The organism is Brevibacillus sp. FW301-21C12A (genome assembly GCF_058788915.1).
The window spans coordinates 1-22,798 of sequence record NZ_JBYTBG010000058.1 but is presented as its reverse complement, the minus strand read 5'-3'; the positions used below and the strand labels follow the sequence as shown (position 1 = coordinate 22,798).

Annotated in this window: 21 protein-coding genes and 2 pseudogenes; 16 read left to right on the top strand and 7 right to left on the bottom strand. The window is 54.7% G+C overall.

Annotated features, from left to right (window positions below; all coding sequences use genetic code 11):
- The first annotated feature begins 184 nt into the window (after nucleotides 1–184).
- Entirely contained in the window at nucleotides 185–769 is a 585-nt protein-coding gene (locus tag AC3WQH_RS23295) for a hypothetical protein (RefSeq protein ID WP_051556875.1), read from the top strand.
- 262 nt (nucleotides 770–1,031) lie between these two features.
- Here the strand turns inward: AC3WQH_RS23295 and AC3WQH_RS23290 are convergent, their stop codons facing one another.
- Both AC3WQH_RS23290 and AC3WQH_RS23285 read right to left on the bottom strand, forming a co-directional pair.
- Complete coding sequence (locus AC3WQH_RS23290; protein WP_423781986.1) at nucleotides 1,032–1,394, bottom strand: methyl-accepting chemotaxis protein; 363 nt, start codon at nucleotides 1,392–1,394, stop codon at nucleotides 1,032–1,034.
- Nucleotides 1,395–1,553: 159 nt separating this feature from the next.
- Nucleotides 1,554–2,054 (bottom strand): annotated as a pseudogene (locus AC3WQH_RS23285) (protoglobin domain-containing protein); the annotation flags it as partial.
- 505 nt (nucleotides 2,055–2,559) lie between these two features.
- On the opposite strand from AC3WQH_RS23285, the gene AC3WQH_RS23280 reads away from it, so the two are divergent.
- Both AC3WQH_RS23280 and AC3WQH_RS23275 read left to right on the top strand, forming a co-directional pair.
- The gene (locus AC3WQH_RS23280) at nucleotides 2,560–3,096 is read left to right on the top strand and encodes a suppressor of fused domain protein (protein WP_005829356.1); all 537 of its coding nucleotides are present in this window, start codon (nucleotides 2,560–2,562) and stop codon (nucleotides 3,094–3,096) included.
- 16 nt (nucleotides 3,097–3,112) lie between these two features.
- On the top strand, nucleotides 3,113–3,577 hold the full coding sequence (locus tag AC3WQH_RS23275) for an NUDIX domain-containing protein (protein WP_005829358.1): 465 nt from the start codon (nucleotides 3,113–3,115) through the stop codon (nucleotides 3,575–3,577).
- 109 nt (nucleotides 3,578–3,686) lie between these two features.
- On the opposite strand, the gene AC3WQH_RS23270 is transcribed toward AC3WQH_RS23275, so the two are convergent.
- Complete coding sequence (locus AC3WQH_RS23270) at nucleotides 3,687–4,871, bottom strand: DMT family transporter (protein ID WP_026558094.1); 1,185 nt, start codon at nucleotides 4,869–4,871, stop codon at nucleotides 3,687–3,689.
- A 149-nt stretch (nucleotides 4,872–5,020) separates the two neighbouring features.
- On the opposite strand from AC3WQH_RS23270, the gene AC3WQH_RS23265 reads away from it, so the two are divergent.
- Nucleotides 5,021–6,457, top strand: coding sequence for an aminotransferase-like domain-containing protein (locus AC3WQH_RS23265; RefSeq protein ID WP_310670027.1), 1,437 nt, complete (start codon nucleotides 5,021–5,023; stop codon nucleotides 6,455–6,457).
- Between the two features lie 264 nt (nucleotides 6,458–6,721).
- On the opposite strand, the pseudogene AC3WQH_RS23260 reads toward AC3WQH_RS23265, so the two are convergent.
- Nucleotides 6,722–7,222, bottom strand: a pseudogene (locus tag AC3WQH_RS23260) (Ger(x)C family spore germination C-terminal domain-containing protein).
- A 275-nt stretch (nucleotides 7,223–7,497) separates the two neighbouring features.
- Between AC3WQH_RS23260 and AC3WQH_RS23255 the strand changes: the two are divergent.
- The 3 genes from AC3WQH_RS23255 (at nucleotide 7,498) to floT (ending at nucleotide 11,086) form a co-directional block, all read left to right on the top strand.
- Nucleotides 7,498–8,853, top strand: a complete 1,356-nt coding sequence (locus AC3WQH_RS23255; protein ID WP_081414769.1) for an Nramp family divalent metal transporter — start codon at nucleotides 7,498–7,500, stop codon at nucleotides 8,851–8,853.
- Nucleotides 8,854–8,963: 110 nt separating this feature from the next.
- Entirely contained in the window at nucleotides 8,964–9,485 is a 522-nt protein-coding gene (locus AC3WQH_RS23250) for an NfeD family membrane protein (protein ID WP_005829372.1), read from the top strand.
- Nucleotides 9,486–9,502: 17 nt separating this feature from the next.
- The gene (floT, locus tag AC3WQH_RS23245; protein ID WP_197186791.1) at nucleotides 9,503–11,086 is read left to right on the top strand and encodes a flotillin lipid rafts scaffold protein FloT; all 1,584 of its coding nucleotides are present in this window, start codon (nucleotides 9,503–9,505) and stop codon (nucleotides 11,084–11,086) included.
- A 95-nt stretch (nucleotides 11,087–11,181) separates the two neighbouring features.
- Here floT and AC3WQH_RS23240 read toward each other — a convergent pair whose 3' ends face one another.
- On the bottom strand, nucleotides 11,182–11,937 hold the full coding sequence (locus AC3WQH_RS23240) for a polysaccharide deacetylase family protein (protein WP_005829375.1): 756 nt from the start codon (nucleotides 11,935–11,937) through the stop codon (nucleotides 11,182–11,184).
- A gap of 174 nt (nucleotides 11,938–12,111) precedes the next feature.
- Between AC3WQH_RS23240 and AC3WQH_RS23235 the strand changes: the two genes are divergently transcribed.
- Complete coding sequence (locus AC3WQH_RS23235; protein WP_005829378.1) at nucleotides 12,112–13,521, top strand: aspartate kinase; 1,410 nt, start codon at nucleotides 12,112–12,114, stop codon at nucleotides 13,519–13,521.
- Here the strand turns inward: AC3WQH_RS23235 and AC3WQH_RS23230 are convergent.
- A complete protein-coding gene (locus tag AC3WQH_RS23230) occupies nucleotides 13,446–13,889 on the bottom strand; it encodes a M67 family metallopeptidase (RefSeq protein ID WP_025844118.1) in 444 nt (147 codons plus the stop codon). The genes AC3WQH_RS23235 and AC3WQH_RS23230 overlap by 76 nt on opposite strands.
- A 112-nt stretch (nucleotides 13,890–14,001) precedes the next feature.
- Between AC3WQH_RS23230 and AC3WQH_RS23225 the strand changes: the two genes are divergently transcribed.
- From AC3WQH_RS23225 to AC3WQH_RS23200, 6 genes are all read left to right on the top strand, one after another.
- Entirely contained in the window at nucleotides 14,002–14,853 is an 852-nt protein-coding gene (locus AC3WQH_RS23225) for a DUF72 domain-containing protein (protein WP_007787458.1), read from the top strand.
- 21 nt (nucleotides 14,854–14,874) lie between these two features.
- Nucleotides 14,875–15,699, top strand: coding sequence for a sulfite exporter TauE/SafE family protein (locus AC3WQH_RS23220; RefSeq protein ID WP_005829385.1), 825 nt, complete (start codon nucleotides 14,875–14,877; stop codon nucleotides 15,697–15,699).
- Nucleotides 15,700–15,727: 28 nt separating this feature from the next.
- Nucleotides 15,728–17,206, top strand: coding sequence for a bifunctional metallophosphatase/5'-nucleotidase (locus AC3WQH_RS23215; RefSeq protein WP_007787461.1), 1,479 nt, complete (start codon nucleotides 15,728–15,730; stop codon nucleotides 17,204–17,206).
- On the top strand, nucleotides 17,203–17,442 hold the full coding sequence (locus AC3WQH_RS23210) for a DUF6154 family protein (protein WP_005829389.1): 240 nt from the start codon (nucleotides 17,203–17,205) through the stop codon (nucleotides 17,440–17,442). Before AC3WQH_RS23215 ends, AC3WQH_RS23210 begins: the two co-directional genes overlap by 4 nt.
- A gap of 83 nt (nucleotides 17,443–17,525) precedes the next feature.
- Nucleotides 17,526–17,828 carry a YunC family protein gene (locus AC3WQH_RS23205; protein WP_005829391.1) on the top strand — a complete coding sequence of 101 codons (303 nt, stop codon included), beginning with the start codon at nucleotides 17,526–17,528 and terminating at the stop codon, nucleotides 17,826–17,828.
- 162 nt (nucleotides 17,829–17,990) lie between these two features.
- Entirely contained in the window at nucleotides 17,991–19,085 is a 1,095-nt protein-coding gene (locus tag AC3WQH_RS23200) for an HD-GYP domain-containing protein (RefSeq protein ID WP_290426393.1), read from the top strand.
- A 5-nt stretch (nucleotides 19,086–19,090) separates the two neighbouring features.
- Here the strand turns inward: AC3WQH_RS23200 and corA are convergent, their stop codons facing one another.
- Nucleotides 19,091–20,026, bottom strand: coding sequence for a magnesium/cobalt transporter CorA (gene corA / locus AC3WQH_RS23195; protein ID WP_005829396.1), 936 nt, complete (start codon nucleotides 20,024–20,026; stop codon nucleotides 19,091–19,093).
- A gap of 357 nt (nucleotides 20,027–20,383) precedes the next feature.
- Here corA and AC3WQH_RS23190 point away from each other — a divergent pair, with 357 nt between their 5' ends.
- A complete protein-coding gene (locus AC3WQH_RS23190) occupies nucleotides 20,384–21,175 on the top strand; it encodes a YybI family spore inner coat protein (protein ID WP_492332272.1) in 792 nt (263 codons plus the stop codon).
- A gap of 179 nt (nucleotides 21,176–21,354) precedes the next feature.
- Nucleotides 21,355–22,671 (top strand): globin-coupled sensor protein, encoded by a 1,317-nt coding sequence (locus tag AC3WQH_RS23185; protein WP_340673190.1) that lies wholly within the window; start codon nucleotides 21,355–21,357, stop codon nucleotides 22,669–22,671.
- The last annotated feature ends 127 nt before the right edge of the window (nucleotides 22,672–22,798 follow it).

Here is a 22,798-nt window from a genome sequence, read left to right as displayed (position 1 = left end):
ATAAAAGTGGCATTTCCCACTTTACGTACCATTAAACTTCATTTTTTAAACGAAAACCTAATTTTGCAAAAGGCTCATTATACAAAAACAGCACGATTGTTAAGCGTGCTGTTTTTTTCTGAAATCGCAAATATTAGTTATATTATAGTGTAACTGGAAAAACAGGTTAGGAAAACTAAAGGAAGTGACAAGCTTGGACGCAAAGAACGCGCATTACTGGATCACTGTGATATTCGCGGGGCTGGTATTTTTGTTAGTGCTCAACTACATCCCCGCCCAAGACACTGTACAAGAACAAATCTTTGCAGAGAGAGGATATAAGATTGTAAGCCAATCAGAAAGCATCGCTACTGAGTTTATTTTCGACCCAACATGGGTTCCCCAAGCAGGAGAAAGCAAAACTATTGACTTCATTTTTTACGATGCTAACAATACTCAAATCTATGTTAGCGAGGTCAAAAATAATGGACAAATGACATATGTAAATTTGAAATTCAGCTCGAATTACAATAAAGAGGGAGGGAAGTTTGTCACTTCTACTGTGATTCACAAAGACAACGGCCAATTGAATTATTCGGGTGTTCTAATCAAGCCGCGCTTTTATGATGTGCAAAACAACGAAGAACTTGCCATGGAGTATAGCACTGGGATAGGGCCAGATGACTTGATAACGCTAGGTTTTGGGAAAAATGAAATGGAACAATTTAGCGGGAAGAAAATAGCTGTAAAACTAAGTAATTTAAACTTGGTTCAATATCGAAAAATATAGCTTTTCAAGGAGGAACGGAATCGCTGTCTTGTCAGTGAAACAGTCGCCACCGTTTGACCACAGATGGCGGAAGCAAAACTAAACGGTCCTTTTTTCAACTGTTGCCCACCGAGATCAGAGTTTTAAAGTCTGACTTTAAAACCCCGAATATGCGAGAGTATGTTGCTGCCACTTCCTTCGCAAAGACAGCCCCTTACCAAAAAAAGCGCCAAGAAGAAGGCGCGTTATGCCCCCCTCCTGGCGCTCTCCCATCGAAACAACACTACCCCCTGCCCTGCAACCGGCTGCACAGCTCATCCAGCGGTTGAATAATTGATAATAATTGCTCCGAGGATGAATCCAGTTGGTCGGCGGACTGGGAGAAAAGCGTGACTTGCTCCTCGATCTTATGCAGTTGCTGATTGATGCTGGATAGCGATTGGTTGATTTCTTTGGAAGAAGCGTTGGACTTGTCGGCGAGCTTGCGCACCTCGTCGGCGACGACGCCGAAGCCGCGGCCGTGCTCTCCGGCTCTGGCAGCTTCGATGGCGGCATTCAGGCCGAGCAGGTTGGTTTGGGCAGATACGTCGGAGACGAAGCGGCTTAAGCTTTCGATTTCTTCGTTTTGCTGCTTGAGCACGCGCATCGATTGGACGATTTCCTCATTGTATTCCGCTAGCGTGGTGGCGGATTGGGCGAAGACGGAGGAGATTTGCAGCGCGGCTTGGGTAGTCGTTGCCAGTTCGGCGGCCATTTGCTCCATGTTGTTGCGGTAGGCGGCGTTTTCGCGCATCGTTTCGCCGATGTACTGCTCCAAAATGATAGCCGAGTCGAAAAACACCCTTTTGGACAGCGCCTGGTAGAAGGCGTCTGGATCGGGGAGGGCGTGCAGCCGTTCTGCAAATAGCCGCAAATAAAGAGAATAGCCTCCCAAAAACCAGGAGGCAGACAAACCGATCCGGGCATGCGTCGAGCCGATGCGTTGACGGCTGGCGATATAACTTTCGTCAATGACATGGCTCGCCAATGTTTCGATGTAGTCGTACTGCATGCTTTTCAATCTGTCTACCGCGGCATTGGCGTGAATCAGTTGCCGCAGGTGCGAATGCCGCTCCAGCTCCTCGTAAAAACAGTCCACGATTTCGTGCAAGTGAGCCTGAAAAAACCCCTTCTGACTGGCTAACAGATCCAAATCCGCCTCTGTCAAAGCGTAAAACTCCAGTAATTCTCTCCACTTCTGTTCTACTGTAACTATGTTGACGACCCCTTTTTCTTGTCTGCTTGTCTGATATGTTTTGGTAAACACTATTCAAATTCTATCAGAAAATTCATGGGAGAATGAAGGGATTTTGAGAATGGTTTGCTAATTGGTTGAAAAAAGTCCGGGAAAAACGCTTCGGAAGCGTCGAAAAGGGCCAGAAACCGAACAAAAAAAGCGAACCTAAACAAGAATCTAAAGACAAACCAAAAAGCAGGTCATCCGAGGAAGGCATCCCTCCGTGAGCATGTCTTTTTGCGGGAGACACTTGCTTGACCGAGGGCAGCACCAGCGCTTGGCTTGTACATTCCTTTGGGGCAGTGCTAAAATAAATAAGTATGGTTGAACACGCTGCATCGCCAATAAGACACGCACGCAAAGTATACTTACTTTTACGGGCATGCTTTTTTGGGGCGATCACGCTTGAGAAAAATCCATCTCGACATAAAGGCAACGGAGAAAGACAGCGGAGGTCCGGGCAAAAAGACTGGCGAAGCCAAGTTTTCGCCTGGGGAACCGCACATTTTTTTCTTGTTGAAGCGGGGATATACATATGCTAGTAACAGGGCAACTGATGCAACATTGCGAGCGTTTTTGGGGGAGCCGGGGAGAGCTGTATCAGGCGGAAGAGGCGGATGTGCTGATTGGCGTCTATCCGGCGTCGCGCAGGCGCGGATGGTGGACATACGTTACGCTGGAGCTGCACAAAACGGGAGCGAGCGAATGTATGCTGTATTCCTACCGCTTTCAAAAGGAAATGATTGCGCACCTCGCAACGATCGCTTCGCAGGTGATTCGTCAGTGGGAAAAAGAGCGGACGCGCGTGCAGGCAGGAGATGTGTTTATGCTTGCCGACGCTATTGTGGAGGGCTCTGTGCTGAATCACGCGGTTCTTACTCCAGCCTTTTTTGAGGAAGTCGGCTTTGAATATTATACAAACGGTACGGATGTAATCCGGTTTATGATGCTGCATGCGATTGCGGAATCGGAAGCCCGGTATGTAGAGAGCTTTGGACTGGATGCACTGCAGGAACGGTTTGCGGACGTTGGTGTCGATTCCCTGCATGTATTGCGTCCCCCTGCCATCTGAGAAGGGAGCGAGCGGGATGAAAGAGATTCGGTTGAGAGTGACCGTAGTGGTTTGGCATGAAGGCAAAATTTTGGTGATCCGGGAAAAGAGCAAGAAAGGGATTTTTTACAGTTTGCCGGGCGGAAACGTGGAGTATTTGGAAGCGATACCAGATGCGACGAGAAGAGAAGTGTGGGAAGAAACGGGATTGCTCGTCGAAATGGAGCGTCTGCTGTGGGTGGATGACCGGATTGACCAGGAAGGCAACGGAAAGCACACCGTAGGGATTGCCGTGCTGGCCAAACTGGTTGGCGAGGAGACGACGCCAATCCCCGGTGGGCTGGAGGATGAGGAAATCGACTGGGCTGGCTGGGTGACGCTGGAGGAGTGGCGGGCGCTGCCGCAGTACCATAGCGCGCGGCCTGACCAGGTTTTGCAAGCGTTGAGCGACCCGGTTTATCGTCCGGGGTATATGGGGAACATGCTGGATCAGACCAATTGAACGAAAAGACGCGTGAGCACCGTCCTGCAAAAGCGGGACGGTGCTTTTCGTTGTTTCCCGGGTTCTCGCCGAGGAGCTGCTTGTGCGCCCCGCCCCGTCTGACCGGAAGCTACTTGTTATTCGCCGTTTTGCCGTTAGTCGACGGCGCTTTTTGCTTTTGCTGTATGGACGCATTTTTCCCTCTGGCAACGGCGAAAACGACGATGACGGCGGCCAGCACGGCTCCCGGCGTGAACGGCTCGGAGAGGAGCAGCCAGGCGGCGAGGATTGAGAGAAACGGCTGCAAGTACTGGGTCTGGCTGACTCGCGCAACTCCGCCCAGCGCCAGTCCGTGGTACCAGGCAAAAAAGCCGAGGAACATGCTGACGACGCTGATGTAGCCGAAGCCTGCCCAAACGGTCCAGGTGGCGTGCTGCAATTGCTCAAGCAGCGGCCCGGCGATGGGCACGACGAGAAATGGAAAGGCGATGAGCAACGACCAACTGATGACTTGCCAGCCGCCCATTGTTTTGGAAAGCTGTCCGCCAACTGCATAGCCGACTGCAGCGGAGATGACGGCGCCGAGCAGGGCGAGGTCGGCCCATTGCAGGGCGCTGAAGCCGGAGAAGACGGCGTAGCCGATAATCGTCAGGCAGGCGACGCCGCTGGAGATCCAGTACATTTTCGCAGGGCGCTCTCCGGAAAAAAAGGCGGCGGCTCCTGCGGTCGCAAGCGGCAGCAGGGCGATAATGACCGCCCCGTGGGTGGCGGGGACGCGCTCCATCGCCCACGAGGAGAAAAACGGAAAGCCGATGACGACCCCTGCCGAGACGAGGACTAGCTGCTTGAGCTGTGCCCAGGTTGGCAGCGGAACGCGTTTCAGCCAAAGAACGAGGGCGGCGAGCAGCGCGGCAATGAGTGCGCGGCCGAGGCCGGCTGACACGGGCGATAGGGTGGTGACGACGACTTTTGTCGCGGGCAAGGTCAAGCTGAAGCTGCACACTCCGAGCAAGCCGTAGAGCAAGCCTGCTTTTTCGGGGGGCATGCTGTTGCCTGGAATTGGTGGTTTGGATGGCGGGCATGTGCTCGTGCTTGGTAGCATCGTGTCGCTGTTTGACTGTCCCTGCACACCTCTGTCCGCTGCCGACTTGCCACTCAGTTGTACGGGCAGGCGACTGTTCCATATCGAGTCACCGCTCGACTGCGCCAGCGCACTCATTTTCAACAACTCGCCATCATCCATCACTGCCCGAGCCCCCACACCCGCCACATTCCGCATCCAGCCAGCTCTCCCCAGCGAACCTCCTGCTTTCATCTGTATCCCGTCCTTTGCTTGTAAAAAATGCGAACTGTTTTTCCAGCTTAGTGGAGGACAGTCAGGAACGGTAGAGCCAATTGGCGGCAGGAGGAGTAAGCCAATTTGTCGAAGCAGTGGCACAAAGACATGGGGGGAGGCGTAGGAGGATGGAATGGAAGCCTGACAAACATGCGGGAGCCCCGGTGTATCAGCAAATTACGAAGAGACTGGAGCAGCAAATCGTTTCCGGCGAGCTGCCGCCCGGGGCGTCCCTGCCTCCCGAGCGGGTATTGGCGAGGCGATACGGCGTCAATCGCGGGACGGTGTCGGCGGCCTATGAGGAGTTGCGCGCGATGGGGCTGCTGCAATCGTGGCAAGGGAGCGGGACATGGGTAAGCCGCCATTTGTGGGGAGTCCGGCAGATGCCGAATTGGTACAAGTACACAAATGGCGGGGCGTTTTTGCCTGCCTATCCGCTGGCGAAGCGCATCCAGGAAGCGTGTCTGGACGAGGGGATTATCAATCTGGCAAAAGCAGAGTTGCACAGTTCGATGATCCCGTCGCTGTCCGCAGAAAAATTGGGTGGGCTACAGCACATGAACCTGGAGCTTGGATACGCCCAGCCAAAAGGCGACCCGGCGCTGCGCGAGGTGCTGGTGGCGCATTTGGCGGAGAACTACGGGATCGAGGCATCGAGCGAAGAGATTTTGGTGACCTCGGGTGGGCAGCAGGCACTGCACCTGATTTCGCAATGCCTGCTGAATCCGGGAGATGCCATTGCCATGGAGGGGCCTTCTTACTCGTATTCGCTTCCGCTGTTCAGCTCCGCGGGCTTGCGCCTGTATCGCCTGCCGCAAGATGAGCAGGGCATCATCACAGAGGCGGTTTCGGCGCTGCACCGCGAGCAGCGCATTCGTATGGTGTTTGTCAACCCGACCTATCACAATCCGACCGGGATCGTGATGAGCGAAGCCAGGAGAGCGCAGCTTCTGGCCGTATGCCAGGAGCAGCGGATTCCGCTGGTGGAGGACGACGCCTACGGGGCGCTTACGCTGGCGGGCCAACCCCGGCCTCCCAAGCCAATCAAGGCAATCGACCAGTCCGGCAACGTGCTGTATGTAAACAGTTTGTCGAAGACGATCGCGCCCGGGCTGCGCATCGGCTGGCTCGTCGGGCCGCGCTCTGTGGTAGAGCGGCTGGCCGATGCCAAGCAGCAGATGGATTTCGGCACGAGCAGCATTTCCCAGCAGTTGGCGCGGCATTTTTTGCAGGAAGCATGCTGGCGCGGCCAGTTGCAAAAGCTATCGGCCTACTTGCTGCAGCAGCAAAAAGCGATGCACACCGTACTCGAAACCGAAATCAAACAGTTTGCGGCATGGAACAGGCCAGGCGGGAGCTATCACATCTGGTGCCGACTGCACGAACCGATCGAGGAAAAAGAGCTGCTGGATGCGGCGATCAGAGAAGGAGTCGTCTTTACACCGGGCGGCGTGTACGGCGCCGAGCCAGGCTGGCTGAGGCTGACCTATTCGTGGGAGGACGAGGAAAAGATCGAGGAAGGGATTCGCCGCCTGAAAAAAGTGCTGCAAACAAGCAGGCGTTAAGGAGCGCTTCCCTGGACCATACTAGGAAAATCACACCGGTATGGAAATGGGGGAGTTCCATGGGATTTTCGCTCATCATCGGTTTTATCGAATCCTGACCTCGTATTATTTGGCGCTTCTGCTTTGGTAATCGGACTGATCCTGCGTTTCGCTACTATATCGCCTACCGCAATCGGCAACTGACCCGCGATGCGGCCTTCGCAAAAGGGGGAGGCTACGCGCTCATCATCTTGTCAGGGGTCGTGATTATCGCCCATATGATCGTTATTTGAATTGGCCGAAGCGGCGGAGGTACGTTTGCACATGTACGCGGATTTCCGCCTGCGCGAACAAGTCATCCCACTCGTCTTTGTGCGCTTTCCAGTAAGCGTACTGATGCCTGCGAAATTCTTCGCCAAAGCCGAAGATGTCGGTCGCGTATTTTTTTTTGCATCATGGCAATCAGATTTTCCGCCCGATGCTTGAGCGTGTGGTTAATTTGTCCTTCTTTCTTCCTGATTTTTCCAGAGTAGGGCGATGGTCGAAGCTGTTTTCGGCCACGTTGCCCTCGCCGCGAATCAACAGCGTAATTACCGGCTTCCCGTTTTCGACCGATGTTTTGACGGTAGAGCGGGCGCCCTTTACTTCCATCGTAATGAAATGGGGCCTCTTGTCTTTGTCCAGTTGCTTGACGATCACTTCATCGCCTGCCAAAAACGTTCCGTTAATCCAGCGGAGCGTTTTTACTTCCTGATGCCGCTTTACATAATCAAAGCTGCCATTCATTTTCTCTGTGATTTCTTGTTCCCAATTCAAAGCAAAACCTCCTGAAAAGGAATACGAGTAGTGTTTTAACAAGCGTCCAAATATATGCAGGAGAAGAAAAAAGACGCAAGCAGAAATGAACCGCAGCCATTGCAAAAGGCCACGATCGGAGTATAATGAGAAATATAATTTGCTAGGTAAATATTTGCGTCGAAGGCTCGTGCCTATATTTTTTTGTCGAAAAGTTGCCTTCGGGCAAAAAAAGTGACTTGATGCACAAATTGGGGTGAGGACATATGCTAACCAGATCAAATTCGAGCGAAGCGGCCCAAAATCAGCAAGGCTGGAGAAATGAGGCTGCTGCGCCATCGCTGCCGGAGGTCCACCGCTCCATGAAAATCCCGGCCAAAGGCTCCTGGATTCGCAAGTTCCTTGCTTTTGCCGGCCCGGGCTATCTCGTGGCAGTCGGCTACATGGACCCGGGAAACTGGGCGACGGACATTGCAGGCGGCTCGCTTTTCGGCTATTCGCTGCTGTCGGTCATCCTGCTGTCCAACCTGATGGCGATCTTGCTGCAGGCATTGGCCGGCAAGTTGGGGATTGTGACCGGACGGGACTTGGCCCAGGCGTGCCGCGATCACTACAGCAAGCCTGTCGCCATGGGGCTGTGGGTGCTGTGCGAGCTTGCCATTGCGGCGTGCGACCTCGCGGAAGTCATCGGCGCCGCGATCGCGCTCAACCTGCTCTTCGGGATTCCGCTCGTGTACGGGGTGCTCATTACAGCTCTCGACGTGATGATCGTGCTGTTTTTGCAAAACAAAGGCTTTCGCTACATCGAATCGCTCGTAATCGCCCTGATTGTGACGATTGGCGCCTGCTTTGCGTTTGAGATGATTTGGTCGCAGCCGGATATCGCAGGCATTTTCGGGGGCTTTATCCCGACGGCCGAGATTGTGAAAAATCCGGAGATGCTCTACATCGCCATCGGGATTTTGGGAGCGACGGTCATGCCGCACAACCTGTATCTGCACTCGTCCATCGTCCAGACGCGCCAGTACGAACAGACGACATTGGGGAAAAAAGAAGCGATCAAATACGCGACGCTCGATTCGACGATTGCCCTTGTGTTCGCGATGGCGATTAACGCCGCGATTTTGATCTTGTCGTCCGCGACCTTTCACAAGGCAGGCATGACGGACGTGGCCGATATTGCCGATGCATACCATTTGCTGGCGCCGTTGCTCGGAACTACGCTCGGAAGCATTTTGTTCGGCGTCGCGCTGCTTGCGGCGGGCATGAACTCGACTTTGACCGGGACACTCGCCGGACAGATCGTCATGGAAGGTTTTTTGAACTTGCGGATTACGCCTTGGCTGCGCAGGCTGATTACCCGCCTGATCGCGATTGTGCCAGCCGTCATTGTCACCGCGCTGTACGGCGAGAGCGGGGCCACTGACTTGCTGATTTTGAGCCAGGTCATCCTCTCCTTGCAGTTGTCCTTCGCTGTTGTGCCGCTGGTCCAGTTCACTAGCGACAAGGCGAAGATGGGCGAGTTTGCCAACGCCGGATGGCTGAAATGGCTGGCCTGGATCGTGGCCACAGTCATCATGGGGCTGAACCTGTATTTGCTTTTTCAAACGTTTTTCGGATAAACAACGGAAATCCTCTCTGTTTGCCAGGGGGGATTTTCCTTATTTACGCAACCTTTTCCCGGCTGGCTCGTATGAAAAATAGAAGCATTTTTTGAAAGGAGTGACAGGATATGGACGTGCTTGAAACCGTCTACATGGTTTGCCTTGTGAGTGGCATTATTTATACCGTCATATCGCTTTTATTCGGCGATACGGTCTCGGATTGGCTCGACCAGCTTCATCTGCCGCTGTTTCAGCCAATCACTTTTGTAAGCGGCCTCACCGCTTTTGGCGGCGCCGGGTATATTATGTCCCGGTTTACCTCCTTGTCTGATCTGGTCGTGTTTGCTTTGGCCGTGGTCATTGGGGCGGGGCTTGCGGTCTTCGCGTACTTCCTCTGGGTGAAGCCGATGAGCAAGGCGGAAAACTCGACGGGCTATTCGATGGCCCAGCTAGGCGGAAAGCTTGGCGAGGTAGGGACGACGATTCCGGCAGAAGGCTTGGGCGAAGTGTTGCTGCCTATGATTAGCGGGACGACCTACCACATGGCAGCCAGTCTGGAAGGAAAAAGCATCCCGCAAGGAACCCGTGTCGTGGTGGTCGAAGTGCGCGACCATGTCCTGTACGTAATCCCTTTCTCTACTGACTCATAAAAAGGAGCTGAGCGAACATGTTTGAACCTGGCATTTTGACAACGGTCGGTGTCGTCGTCGCAGTCTTTCTCGTGTTAGGTATCGCGTTTTGGGCGCGGTATAAAACGGTTGGCGCCGATGAAGCCATGATCGTGACGGGAAGCTACCTGGGCACGAAAAACGTGCTGAGCGACGAATCCGGCCGCAAGATGAAGATCGTCCGCGGGGGCGGCGCGTTTATTCTTCCGATTTTTCAACAGGCCAATTTTTTGAGTCTTCTGTCTCATAAGCTCGATGTGTCCACTCCGGAGGTTTACACCGAGCAGGGCGTACCCGTCATGGCGGACGGCGTGGCGATCATCAAGGTAGGCGGCTCCATTGAGGATATTGCCACAGCAGCCGAGCAGTTCATGGGCAAATCAGACGAAGCGCTCCGCGCAGAGGCGCAGGAGGTGCTCGAAGGCTACCTGCGCGCGATTCTCGGCAGCATGACGGTAGAGGAAATTTACAAAAACCGTGAGCGCTTTGCCCAGGAGGTTCAGTCGGTCGCGGCGAAGGACCTGAAAAAAATGGGACTGTCCGTCGTCAGCTTCACGATCAAGGATGTTCGCGACAAAAACGGCTACCTGGCGGCGTTGGGGATTCCGCAGATCGCGGCCGTGAAGCGGGACGCGACGATTTCCCAGGCCGACGCAGACAAGGAAGCGCGGATCAGACAGGCCCAGGCGGAGGAAGAAGCGCGCAAGGCCGAGCTGTTGAAGGAAACGAACATCGCCGAAGCGGAAAAAGAAAAAGAATTGAAGGTGGCCGCCTTCAAGCAGGAGCAGGACAAAGCGCGTGCCAGTGCGGACCAAGCCTACAAGCTGCAGGAGGCTGTCGCAAAGCAGCAAGTAACCGAAGAGGAAATGAAGATCGATCTGGTGCGCAAGCAAAAAGAGATCGAGCTGGAGGAAAAAGAAATTTTGCGCCGCGAGCGGCAATATGACGCGGAAGTGAAGAAAAAAGCCGATGCGGACCGCTACTCGGTGGAGCAGGCGGCAGAAGCGGAAAAGGCGAAAAAGCTGAAAGAAGCGGATGCGCTCAAGTACCGGATCGAGGCAGAGGCAAAAGCGATGGCGGAACAGAAGCGACTCGAAGGTCTGGCGATCGCGGAAGCCGAAAAGGCGCGAGGAACCGCCGAAGCGGAAGTTACGCGGCTCAAGCTGGAAGCCGAAGCGGAAGGGAAGGAAAAGCTGGCGGAAGCATTCGAAAAGTTCGGGCATGCGGCCGTCCTGGACATTATCGCCAAGATGCTGCCTGAGCTGGCTGCGAAAATTGCCGAGCCGATGAAAGCGATCGACAAGGTGACGATTGTGGATGCAGGCGGCGGCCAGGGCGACGGCGTCAACCGGCTGAGCGGCAACGTCACCAAGCTGATGGCGCAACTGCCAGAGATGCTGAAAGACGTCTCCGGTCTAGACATGAACAAAATGATTAGCGATTTCATGCAAAAGGGCTCTGCCCCAGCCAATCCTGCTGCCGCTCCTGGCCAGCCATCCGCTCCATCCGTCTCTAACCTGCTGGCGGGAAAAGCCGCAGAAGACAAGGCGCAAGCAGCCAAACCGACGGATCATCAAGCATAGAAACCAAGGCATAACCCAAGCATAGAGAGCCACATCAAAATGCATCAAAACGCATCGCAAAAATCCCCCTTCGCTTACAAGGGGGATTGCTGTTTTTAATCGGCCCTGTCCATCTGCTTCAAGTTGCCGGAGTGCTTCATCAGCTCACTGACGGTCACGAAGCGGTAGCCGCGTTTTTGCAGCTCGGGCAAAATCTGTTCCAGCGCCTGTACGGTCTGCTTCCGGTTTCCGCCGTAGTCGTGGAACAGGACGATGTCGCCATTGCGGGCGTTGCCCAGCACCTTGTCGACGATTTTTTTGACGCCGGGGTCTGTCCAGTCGCGCGTATCCTGGTGCCACGACCACATGACAATCAAAAAGCCGGCCTGCTTCGCGGTATGGACGACAGACTCGCTGTAGTATCCCCCAGGCGGACGGAACAGTGTAGGCCTGACTCCGGTTGCGGAGAAAATCGCCTCCTGCGTTTTTTCTACCTCGTCGCGCAGCCGTTCGGGAGTGAGCTTGCGAATGTCGGGGTGGTTGAAGGTGTGATTCGCGATCTCGTGCTGATCCTGGGCGAGCGAGCGAACCAATTCCGGGTATTGGCTGACGCGCGAGCCGACTACGAAAAACGTCGATTTTGCCTCATACTTTTTCAACAGGGCAGCGATCTCCGGGGTGTACCTCGGGTCGGGGCCGTCGTCAAAGGTGAGGGCGATCACCTTGCTGTTTGTCGGCACCTCCCAGACGATTTCGCCGCGCGTCTCGTAGTATTCGCGATTTTTTTCACGCAGCGCCAAAGCGGACTGGCTATAGGTAGTAACGAGCAAGACGGCACAGGTGATGAGCCAAAAGCGCATATGTTTTTTCATCGGTGGCACCTCTCATTGAATCTATCTCCCGTTACTATGCGCCAACCGTTCGGGAATATTCTTTTCAGTCCTCGTGGAAAAGACACTTGTGCTTTTTGGGTGGATACATTAAGCTAGTAACAGACTTCCTGAACGAAAAAGAACGGACAAGAGCGGATAGATGGAGGAGTAGAGATGAAAGTAGCAAAATTTGGTGGCACTTCCCTGGCGAATGCCGAGCAAATAAAAAAAGTATGCAGCATCGTTTTGGCTGATCGAAAGCGGCGGATTGTCGTCGTTTCGGCACCTGGCAAAAGACATAAGGACGACACGAAAGTAACCGACCTGTTGATTCGCTACGCCACCCGTTTTTTGCAGGACGGACAGGCGGACGCGGAAAAACAGGCTGTTTTTGAGCGCTATCGGGAGATCGTGGCGGAGCTGGGACTGGGAGAGGAAGCCGGGCAGCAACTGGAAAGCGAGCTTGATGCGGTGCTGAGCAACCGAAAGGGGCTGTCGGCTGAACGGTTTATGGACGCGGTCAAAGCCGCAGGAGAAGATACGTGCGCGAAGATCGTGGCGCACTACTTGCGGAGCCTGGGCGAAGAGGCCAGCTATGTGAATCCGAAAGACGCCGGAATGCTGGTGACAGATGAAGCGGGCAACGCCCACGTCTTGCCGGAGGCGTACGAGCAGCTTGCCGCGCTGCGGGAGAGAAAGGGGATTACGGTCTTTCCGGGCTTTTTCGGCTATGCGGCGAGCGGGGAGCTGGTGACGTTTTCGCGTGGAGGCTCGGATATTACCGGCTCGATTCTCGCTGCGGCGGTGACTGCGGACGTGTACGAAAACTTCACCGACGTAGATTCGGTGTACGTCGTCAACCCCAATCTGATCGCCAATCCGCGAAAAGTGAAAGAAATCACGTACCGCGAGATGCGCGAGCTGTCCTATTCGGGCTTCAGCGTCTTTCACGAGGAAGCGCTCATTCCGGCGTACCAGGCGGACATTCCCGTTTGCATCAAAAATACAAACAACCCGTCTGCGCCGGGAACGATGATCGTAGCCGAGCGGCCCTACGCGACAAACCGGGTGTCGGGGATTGCCAGCGACAGCGGCTTTTGCAGCATCTACGTCAGCAAGTTTTTGATGAACCGCGAGATCGGCTTTGGGCGCAAGCTGTTGCAAATTTTCGAGGAGGAAGGCATTTCCTACGAGCATACCCCTTCTGGCATTGACAACATTTCCGTCATCCTGCGCGAAAAAGACCTGACGGAAGACAAGGAGAAGCGGATTATCGAGCGCATTTTCCGCGAGTTGGAAGCCGATGATGTCGCGGTGCAGCACAGCCTCGCGCTCGTCATGATTGTCGGGGAAGGCATGCGTCAATCGGTCGGCACGACCGCCAGAGCGACGACTGCGCTCGCGGCGGCGAAAATCAACCTGGAGATGATTAACCAAGGCTCGTCTGAGGTCAGCATGATGTTCGGCGTCAAAGCGGCCGAAGCGAACCGCGCCGTCATCGCCTTGTATCAGGAGTTTTTTGGAGACGACGCGGAGTCGGCAGACGAGGTGTCTGCCACTTCTGTTGCGTCCGTAAGCGTGTAGTCGCGCGCAACGAATCTGCCGTCCTGCCATTGATAGACGCGCCAATCGGGAACATCCGCGGCCAGGCCGACAATCCAGTAGGACAGCGATGGGTAGTGCCAGCCCGCCGCATCCCGCGCGGAAGGGATGGGAGCGGTGTGCGGATGGGTGTGCAGGACGCCCAGCCATTGCAGATGGCGCTTGCGAATGTCGCCAACCGCCTGGAGAAACGCAGGGCCATCCCAGGAAAAGACGTGCTTGTCCAAAGAGATCGGCATGGAAATGAAATCGGTAATCGCTGCCCCTCTGCCAACGAGCAGGGCAGAATATTCATAGGGAAACGCCTCTTGTGCAGCATACAGGAGGCGTTTCGCTACTTTTCGCTCCAAACATATTTTGTTATCCTTAGACGCAAAGGGTTCACCTAACCAGTCCGTTGATTGCATGAGGAATCGTCCTCCTTCTGCTCTATTCCATTAAAATCCGGAGGTTTTTTGTGCCATGAGTACGATTCATGTGGGAGTCTGCGGGTGGGGCGACCATGACACATTGTACGGCCAGGGTGTACGGAGCCGTGACAAGCTGGCTGTTTACGCCAGCCACTTTCCGATCGTGGAGGTGGACAGCTCCTTCTACGCCATTTTACCACAGCGCAATTACGAGTCGTGGGTCCGGGATACGCCGGACCGCTTTGGATTTATCGTGAAGCCGCATCAAGCGATGACCGGCCATCTGCGAGGGGATGCCCCTGTCAACCGCCGCGAGCTGTTCGCGCAGTTTGAAGAGAGCATCCAGCCGCTGGTGGAGGCGGGCAAGCTGAAGGCGCTGTTGTTTCAGTTTCCGCCGTGGTTCGATTGCACGCGCGAGCACGTCCAGTACGTCCAGGCTTGCCGTCAGGCGCTGGCCGCTTATCCGTTTGCCGTGGAGTTTCGCCACCAGAGCTGGTTTGAAGCGTGTTTTGCGGAGCGCACACTGGACTTTTTGCGCCAGATCCATGCGGTGCACGTCCTGTGCGACGAGCCGCAGGTGGGAACAGGTTCGGTCCCGATCGTGCCAGCCGTCACGCATCCTGCTCTGGCGATTGTCCGGTTCCACGGGCGCAACAAAGCAGGGTGGCGCGATCCGGGCGAAGGCCAAAACTGGCGCGACGTGCGCTACCTGTACCGCTACAGCGAGCAGGAGCTGACAGAGTGGCTCGTCCACATTCGCAAGATCGAGCAGGAAGCGGATGAAGTTTGCATTTTGTTCAACAATAACTCTGGAGGCGATGCGGCAGCGAATGCCAAGCAGTTTTCAGACATGCTCGGACTCGATCCGAGCGGTTTGAACCCTCGACAGATGGAGTTGTTCTAAAAGGAAGAAAGAAGGGTAGCCATGCTTGTAGCTATCGCTGCGTTGTTTTTGCTAATTGGGGTAGTCGCTGGCGTGATCGGCAGTATCGCCGGGCTGGGCGGCGGCATCTTTTTTGTGCCGGCGCTGATGTTTTTCGCCAACTGGTATGAGCCGGGTTCGATGCCTCCGCAGGTGGCGGCTGCGACTTCCTTGCTCGTGATTGCGGTGACGGCCTTGTCGTCATCCATCTCGTACATCAAACAAAAAAAGGTCGACATGCAGAGTGCCCTGCTTTTTTTTATCGGCAGCGCACCGGGTGCTATCGTGGGTGTCTACCTTAATACATTACTAGCAACAGAAGATTTTACACTGCTGTTTGGCCTGTTTCAGTTGTGCATGTTCGTGGTCCTGATGGTCAAGGACAAACTCCGGCCGCGCCAGATCAACTGGGAAGTGAAGCGGCAGTTCGTCGACAACGAAGGCAAGGAATACGAGTATGGATATAGCAGGTGGAGCGTCATTACGATCGCCTTTTTTGTCGGGATCACGTCCTCGCTGTTCGGCGTGGGTGGCGGCGTGCTGATGGTTCCGGCGATGATGCTGCTGTACCGTTTTCCTCCGCATATCGCCACAGCTACCTCCATGCTGGTCATTTTTTTCTCGGCGGTGGTTGGCTCGGTGACGAACATTTTCCACGACCATGTGAACTGGCTGTACGCCGCCATGCTTGCCCCAGGCGCATGGGCGGGCGGAAAGCTGGGCGCCATCGTGGCGAGCAAGCTGAAAGGGCGCACAATCGTCCTGTTTTTGCGCATCTTGATTTTGGCGATTGCGGTACAAATGATAATAAAAGCGGTTATCGGATAACGAAGAGAGACAAAGGGAGGGGAAAGTCGTGGCGGACACCTGTACCTTGCATTTGCTGCACACCAACGATTTGCACAGCCATTTCGAAAAAATGCCGCAGATTGCGACTTGCCTGAAAACGCGCCGCGAGCAGTGGGAGAGCCAGCAGGAGCATGTGCTGACCGTCGACATCGGGGACCATATGGACAGGATGGACGTCCGCTCGGAGGCGAGCTTCGGGAAAACGAATGTGAGCGTCCTGAACAGATGCGGCTACCAGTACGCGACGATTGGCAACAACGAGGGGATCACGCTGCCGAAAAGCAAGCTCGATTCGATGTACGAGCAAGCCGGCTTCACCGTCATCGTCGGCAACCTGCTGGACAGAGCGACGATGGCCCCTCCGGCCTGGGCTGTCCCGTATGCGATCCACACGTTTGGGGAGCTGCGCATCGCCTTGCTCGGCATGACCATCCCTTTTTCCTCCTATCAGAACATGGGCTGGGAAATCCGCGAGCCGCTGCCTGTTTTGCGCGAGCAAGTGGCCGCCTTGCGTTCTTCTGTCGATATCGTCATCCTGCTGTCTCACCTCGGCTACCCGACCGATTGCCGGCTTGCGCAAGAGGTCGAGGGACTGGATGTGATCCTCGGCGGACATACCCATCATACGCTGCCGCATGGCGAACGGGTGGGCAACACGCTGATCGCCCAGACGGGCCGCTTCGGCGAGCACGTCGGCCACATCAGGCTCGTCTGGGACCGCGCGGCCAAACAGATCGCAGACGTTTCGGCAGAGCTGTTTGAAACCGGGCAGTACGAGCCGGACCAGCGGCTGCTCGCTTTTTTGCAAAAAGAACACGAACGGGCCCATGCGAGCCTGATTCGGCCGATTGCCAGGCTGGAGCGGGATTTGCGCGTCAACTGGACGGAGGAGACTCCGTTCGGCTCTTTTTTGGCAGCCAGCATTCGCAAGTGGACAGGGGCTGAAGTGGGAATTGCCAACGGAGGGCTTTTGCTGTCTGACTTGCAGCGCGGCAGCCTGACTTTTGCCCAACTGCTGAAAAGTGTGCCTCATCCGATCAACGCCTGCGCCGTGACGCTCACCGGCAGTCAGCTCGCTGCCGTGCTGGAGCAGGCGATCCAGCCGCAGATCGTGCATCGCGAGCTGCGCGGCTGCGGTTTTCGCGGCAAAATCGAAGGCTGGATGGCGGTGGACGGGCTGCGCATCCGGTATGAGGACTCCGAGGAGCCGCATATCGTGGCGATCGAGGTCAACGGCCAGCCGCTGGCAAGGGAGCGGGAGTATCGGGTCGGAACGGTCGACATGTTCATGTACAACCGCCTGTTCCCCGATTTGCTGCAGGGCAGGGAGATCGAGTATTTTCTTCCGGAAATGCTTCGCGAGGTGATCGCCAGCACGATTACCGACACAGCGCTTGTGCAAAACGCTTTTTTGCCGAGATGGGAAAAAGTGCCCTCGCCCGGTTCTGGGCATGCTATCGAGAGAAGCAAGGGGGATGAGCGATGAGGTTTATCGACGAAGTTTACGAACTGTACAAAGGACACTTCAATGGCGACGAGGAGGATATTACGGCAGTGGTTGTCGGCGTTTTGCACGAGCAGACGCGCGACGACCTGCTTGAGCTGGTGGAGGGCATGGACGAGGAAGAGCTGTTTCACATGCTGGCTACGTACATGATCGAAGTGATGAAGCGCAAGGTCGCGATGGAGGATGAACAGTTCCCGGCACCGCTCGTGCATTGAATGCGCCGCTTGGCGGCACACACTTTTGGCTCCTGTGTCATAGGATGGTAACGCAAAAGCAGGAGAGAAAAGGAGGGAGCGGGATGGTCGAAGTACAGCCTATCCACTTTCCGGAAGGGACGGCGATCGCAGTCACCGTGCGGCTGCCCAAGACGACATTGCTTGCGGTGACGACAGACAAAGGCTACATCATGTGCGGGGCATTGGACGTGGGCTTGCTGAATGAACGGCTGGCCAGCCGCGAAATTATTGCGGGCAGAGCCGTCGGCGTCAAGACGATCGACGAGCTGCTGGACGCGCCGCTGGAATCCGTGACGACGACAGCAGAGGCGCAAGGAATCACGGCCGGCATGATCGGGCGGGAAGCCGTCGTCAAAATGCTGTAGCATACACAGATAACGATACACGCTGAAACAAGGACGCCTTTGTCGATGAGACGAAGGTGTTTTTTGTGGGCGCGATTTCTTGGGAGCTAGAAATTTTTTCATGTAGAATTATGTCGAATCACGCTATAATAGGGGTACTCTGATGAAAGGCGAAGGTTGGAAATGAGACTGAAATCCATTCATAAATGCCAGCCGGGCGACAAGCTTGCCCGTCCCATCTACGCAGAAAACGGAACGGTACTCGTTGGGGCGGGAGTAGAGCTGACCCAGCGAATGATCGAGCGCCTCAAGAGCAAGAACATCAACAGCCTGTACATAGAAGATACTCGCACGGACGATATCATGGTGGATACAGTCATTTCCGAAGGCACGCGCAGACAGGCGATGTCCATTATTCACGATACGTTTCGCAGTGTTCAGGAAGTGCCGCAAAAATGGCAGCAACTGTTAACGGACAAAAATCTGGGCCGCCAGTTGAGGCAAGTCATGTCGGCTGTCGCTGACGAACTGAAAGGCAGCAAATCAGCCATGAACCTGCTCGCCGACGCATGCGCCTTCGATAACTACATTTTCAGCCATTCCTTCAACGTCGCGCTCTACAGTACGGCACTGGCGATCAACACAGGCTGTACGGAAAGAGAGATTTTGGATATCTCCATCGGCGGCATGCTGCACGACATCGGCAAGATGCACATTCCGGATGAAATCCTGAAAAAGCCGGGCCGCTTGACGACAGAAGAGTTTGAAGTGATGAAAAAGCATGCCGAAATCGGCTTCGAGATGCTGCGCAGGCAGGACGACATCCCGCTGCTCGCCGCGCACTGCGCCTTCCAGCACCACGAGCGCTGGGACGGCTCCGGGTACCCGCGTCATCTGAAAAAAGAAGAGATTCACCCTTTTGGCCGCCTGATGGCCGTCGCTGACGTATTCGACGCCTTGACCTCGCATCGCGTCTACCGCCGGGGGATGCTGCCGCACGAAGCGATGGAAGTGCTCTATTCCGGGTCAGGCGTATTGTTTGACCAGTATTATGTCGAAGCTTTGCGCGACACGATTGCGCTCTACCCGGTAGGCTTGAGCGTGACGCTCAACACAGGCGTATCCGGCGTGGTTGTGGATTCCAACAAAGGCATGCCAAGCCGCCCCATCATCCGCATCTTGGTCAATGAAGAAGGGCAGGATCTGGCGCAGCCGTATGAATGCGATTTGTCGAAAATGCTTTCGCTGATGATCGTGGCGTGTGGCGACCTCGTCTAGCCAGTTCACAGCCACTCTTTTTTCTTGAACAGGATGAACATCGTCAAGCCGATCGCCGCCATGCAGCCAAGCACGATGTAGTAGCCGTAAGGAGAGTGCAGCTCCGGCATGAAGTCGAAGTTCATGCCGTAAATCCCTGTGACGATCGTCAGCGGCATGAAAATCGTGGTCAGGGCGGTAAACACGCGCATGATATCGTTTGCCCGCCCGGCGAGAGCTGCCTGGTAGGCTTCGCGCAAGTTTCCGATCAAGTCGCGAAATGTCTCGAAGTTTTCCACGATCTTGCTCGCATCCTCCAAAATATCGCCAAAGTACTTCCGCAGCTTCGGCCGAATCAGCGGGAGTTCTTTTTTGTGCAAGGCATCAATCAAATCCCGTTGCGGCACGAGCATTTTTCGCGCGTACAAAATCTCGCTGCGCAGCCCGATGATCTGGTCGAGGTGGGATTTGCGGGTGTTCATCAAAATTTCCTCTTCCAGCGCTTCAATCAAGTCCTCGATTTTTTCCGTCACATCAAAATACCGATCCACAATCTGATCGACGAGATGATACAAAAAAGTGTCCGGGTGGTTCACTTCTTTTTCCCGGACGATGGGGAGCATGGAAGCGAACTCTGGCGCTTCCTGCTTGGTCACGGTAATGATCGCATGGCTGCCGAGAAAAATATTGATCTCCCGTAGGAAAATGTCCTGATTGTGGAAGGCGATGCCGTTTAGCACCATGAAATAATGGTCGTCGTATAGTTGCAGCTTGGGCCGCTGCTCTTCTTCGTCGATGCAGTCCTCGACCGCGAGCGGGTGAAGCCCGAACAGCGGCTGCAAAATATCGAGGTCGAAGGGAGAAGCGTCAATCCAATAGAAGCCTTTTCCGGGCACTGCGACAGCTTCCTCCACGTCATCTATTTCCGTTATGAGGCCGTTTTCGATCAGTCGTATCTTCATGCGTGCATCTCCTGCCAGTAGAGTGAGGGGATGGCGGCAGACGTGGCAAAATACGTGTGAGAATCAGCTCATAGGCAGAGCGCAGCGCTTCGCGGCTGGGGGGAGCCTGTGCGGCCCGCCGTTTTTTTGGCGTATCCACCCTTGTCTCGCCTCCTTGTTTGGCTGTCATTCTCATACGTATGACAATCGGCTCGTCTGCTTGCCAGAGACGGTCAACGTTCTTTGGAATAGTGTACCGCACTTTCCTGCATCTAGCCATTTTGGAAACGGGGCAGTTTTCGCAAAAATAACGGCATGGCCTGGCGACTTTTCTAACATACTACGAACGATAGCGAAAACGTAAAAAGGTGGATGCATATGTGGAAGGGTAAACGAGTAGGGATGGCAGCCGTGCTGGCGTTGGGATTGATCGCGGGAGCAGCAGGGCAACCGGTTAGCGCTCAGGAAGCGCGCCAGGTTCAGCCGCCGCCGAGCGTGTATGAGGAAATTCAGATCAAACGGCAAGATGTCACAGGAGACGGGCGTCCGGATGTCGTGACGCTGCTCGGCCACCGCTTTGCCGCTGACAGCCCGTACTATGAAAAGCTGAAGGTGATGGTGCAAGATCCGGTGGCGAAAAAGACGGTGTTTTTTACGACGCCGTATGGCGGGTATCAGCCGGACATGGCTTTTTGCGATTTCATCGGAAACGGCACGAAACAAATTTTGCTCCAGGCGCCGACGGGCGGCAGCGGCGGAACATCGGAGTTTTACCTGTTTGGCAACAAGGACAACAAGCCTGTCGTTTTGCCGGTGCCGCAGCCGCTGACGATCACCGGTTCGTACCAGGACAACTACAAAGTGCCGATTCACATCAAAGAGACGAACCATACCACCGTTCTCGACCTGACTGACCGCAAAAAAATATACGACGAAAACGGGGTGTACAAGGACGGAAAGCTGCTGACGCCGACCGAGGTGATGCCGAACAGCTTCAGCGTGCTTACGCTTGTGGACGAGAACCGCGACGGCGTCTGCGAGCTGAAGGGCGTGCAGCGGGTGAGCGGCGTAGCCAACGCCGACACGATTGCCTACGTCGAGTCGCTGTGGAAATGGGACAAGACGGGCTGGAAGCTGCAAAAGGCAGAAGTGAAAAAAGCAGAGATGTAGAGCGTGGAGGGGGCCTTCCTTTTCAAGAGAAAGGGCGCTCTCTTTGTTTGGGGCGTGGTTTACACGATAGAAGAATCGGGTATATAATTAAAAGGATATGCCAATTGGAAATTATTCGTTTACTCTACCTAATATGGTTAGTACAGCCATTTTTTATTCGGTAAAAAGGAGTTCGGCGTATGAGTACATGTCCATTTTCCAGCCTGTTTGGATTGAAAGGAAAAGTCAAAAAGGAGTCGTTTTTCCAGGAGCGCAAGGAACAGGGAAAAGTACAGCTTCACGGGCAAACCACCCTCTCCAGGCAACTGGCGCTGATCCATCTGACAGAGGAGGACTTGTCGATTGTCAAAGCGCTTCAACCGCTTATCGTTCGCAATATTGACAAAATTGTAGACTTCTTTTATTCGAATATTGAAACTGAACCACTGCTCATGAGCATTGTGGACAAAAACAGCACCATTGCCAGACTGAAGGGCACACTGACCCGCCATATCTCAGAGATGTTCAACGGCTGTATCGACGCCGCGTACATCGAGCAGCGCAGCAGGATCGCCATCATTCACATGCGGATCGGACTGGAGCCGAAATGGTACTTGAGTGCGTTTCAAAATTTGTTCATATCCATTATGGATATTCTGCATAAAAACATCGCGGACAAGGATGAGTTCGTGCTGGCGCTCACTGCGGTGAGCAAAATTCTCAACATCGAGCAGCAAATCGTGCTGGAAGAATACGAGAATGAACATGAGCGTGTTCGTCGCGCCGAGCAGGCCAAAAAGGACGAACTGCGGGTTTTGCTGACCAATTCCGCGCATGAGCTGGCAGCCGTCTCGGAGGAAAACAGCGCGTCCGTCGAGCAACTGACGGAGCAGTCGCGCGAAGTGCTTCGCTACGCCGAAAACGGCACGGATTTTTCCAGCAAGGCGCAGGAGCTGTCCCGGGAGGGCAAGGAAAAGCTGGAGAAGCAGCAGGAGCAGATGGGGCTGATCCAGCAGAGCGTGAAGCAAATTTCCGAAGAAATGAACACGCTGGAGGACAACGCGGAAAAAATTCGCGGAATTGTCGACGTGGTGACGGCGATTGCCGAGCAGACCAATCTGCTGGCGCTCAATGCGGCGATCGAAGCCGCGAGAGCCGGAGAGCAGGGGCGAGGCTTTGCGGTCGTAGCCGACGAGGTGCGCAAGCTGGCCGAGCAGACGAAAAAATCGGTATTCGGCGTGCGGGAGCTGATCGAGAAAACGAATCAGCAAACGACTGTCCTGTCATCGGTCGTGCTGGAAATCCAGGGGCTCGTGAAGTCGAGCACAAAAATGACGGACGAGACGAATGCGTTTTTCGAGGGCATTATCAACGCTGTCTCCGACAGCAAGGAGCAGAGCTCGCACATTCAAAAAGAGCTGGAAAACTTCTTCAAGGTCATGGAGGATATGAACCAGGCTGTGGCGCAAGTAGCCAGCTCCGCGGACGAGCTGTCGGAGATCACGGAAAATTTGTAGGCGAAGAAAAAACAGTACGGCCGTCGGTGGGGGGCGTACTGTTTTTTTCAACGGATAAGAAAGTATAAATTTTGAGGAAGGGGAGTACCCATCCTTGTTAAGTTATTTGTAAAATAGAGTCATGGAG

What these genes read in the sequence shown, in the direction of transcription:
- AC3WQH_RS23290 (WP_423781986.1), bottom strand. Translation starts at nt 1,394, where the DNA reads ATGCGCGTGCTCAAGCAGCAAAACGAAGAAATCGAAAGCTTAAGCCGC.
- AC3WQH_RS23280 (WP_005829356.1), top strand. Translation starts at nt 2,560, where the DNA reads ATGCTAGTAACAGGGCAACTGATGCAACATTGCGAGCGTTTTTGGGGG.
- AC3WQH_RS23275 (WP_005829358.1), top strand. Translation starts at nt 3,113, where the DNA reads ATGAAAGAGATTCGGTTGAGAGTGACCGTAGTGGTTTGGCATGAAGGC.
- AC3WQH_RS23270 (WP_026558094.1), bottom strand. Translation starts at nt 4,871, where the DNA reads ATGAAAGCAGGAGGTTCGCTGGGGAGAGCTGGCTGGATGCGGAATGTG.
- AC3WQH_RS23265 (WP_310670027.1), top strand. Translation starts at nt 5,021, where the DNA reads ATGGAATGGAAGCCTGACAAACATGCGGGAGCCCCGGTGTATCAGCAA.
- AC3WQH_RS23255 (WP_081414769.1), top strand. Translation starts at nt 7,498, where the DNA reads ATGCTAACCAGATCAAATTCGAGCGAAGCGGCCCAAAATCAGCAAGGC.
- AC3WQH_RS23250 (WP_005829372.1), top strand. Translation starts at nt 8,964, where the DNA reads ATGGACGTGCTTGAAACCGTCTACATGGTTTGCCTTGTGAGTGGCATT.
- floT (WP_197186791.1), top strand. Translation starts at nt 9,503, where the DNA reads ATGTTTGAACCTGGCATTTTGACAACGGTCGGTGTCGTCGTCGCAGTC.
- AC3WQH_RS23240 (WP_005829375.1), bottom strand. Translation starts at nt 11,937, where the DNA reads ATGAAAAAACATATGCGCTTTTGGCTCATCACCTGTGCCGTCTTGCTC.
- AC3WQH_RS23235 (WP_005829378.1), top strand. Translation starts at nt 12,112, where the DNA reads ATGAAAGTAGCAAAATTTGGTGGCACTTCCCTGGCGAATGCCGAGCAA.
- AC3WQH_RS23225 (WP_007787458.1), top strand. Translation starts at nt 14,002, where the DNA reads ATGAGTACGATTCATGTGGGAGTCTGCGGGTGGGGCGACCATGACACA.
- AC3WQH_RS23220 (WP_005829385.1), top strand. Translation starts at nt 14,875, where the DNA reads ATGCTTGTAGCTATCGCTGCGTTGTTTTTGCTAATTGGGGTAGTCGCT.
- AC3WQH_RS23210 (WP_005829389.1), top strand. Translation starts at nt 17,203, where the DNA reads ATGAGGTTTATCGACGAAGTTTACGAACTGTACAAAGGACACTTCAAT.
- AC3WQH_RS23205 (WP_005829391.1), top strand. Translation starts at nt 17,526, where the DNA reads ATGGTCGAAGTACAGCCTATCCACTTTCCGGAAGGGACGGCGATCGCA.
- AC3WQH_RS23200 (WP_290426393.1), top strand. Translation starts at nt 17,991, where the DNA reads ATGAGACTGAAATCCATTCATAAATGCCAGCCGGGCGACAAGCTTGCC.
- corA (WP_005829396.1), bottom strand. Translation starts at nt 20,026, where the DNA reads ATGAAGATACGACTGATCGAAAACGGCCTCATAACGGAAATAGATGAC.
- AC3WQH_RS23190 (WP_492332272.1), top strand. Translation starts at nt 20,384, where the DNA reads ATGTGGAAGGGTAAACGAGTAGGGATGGCAGCCGTGCTGGCGTTGGGA.
- AC3WQH_RS23185 (WP_340673190.1), top strand. Translation starts at nt 21,355, where the DNA reads ATGAGTACATGTCCATTTTCCAGCCTGTTTGGATTGAAAGGAAAAGTC.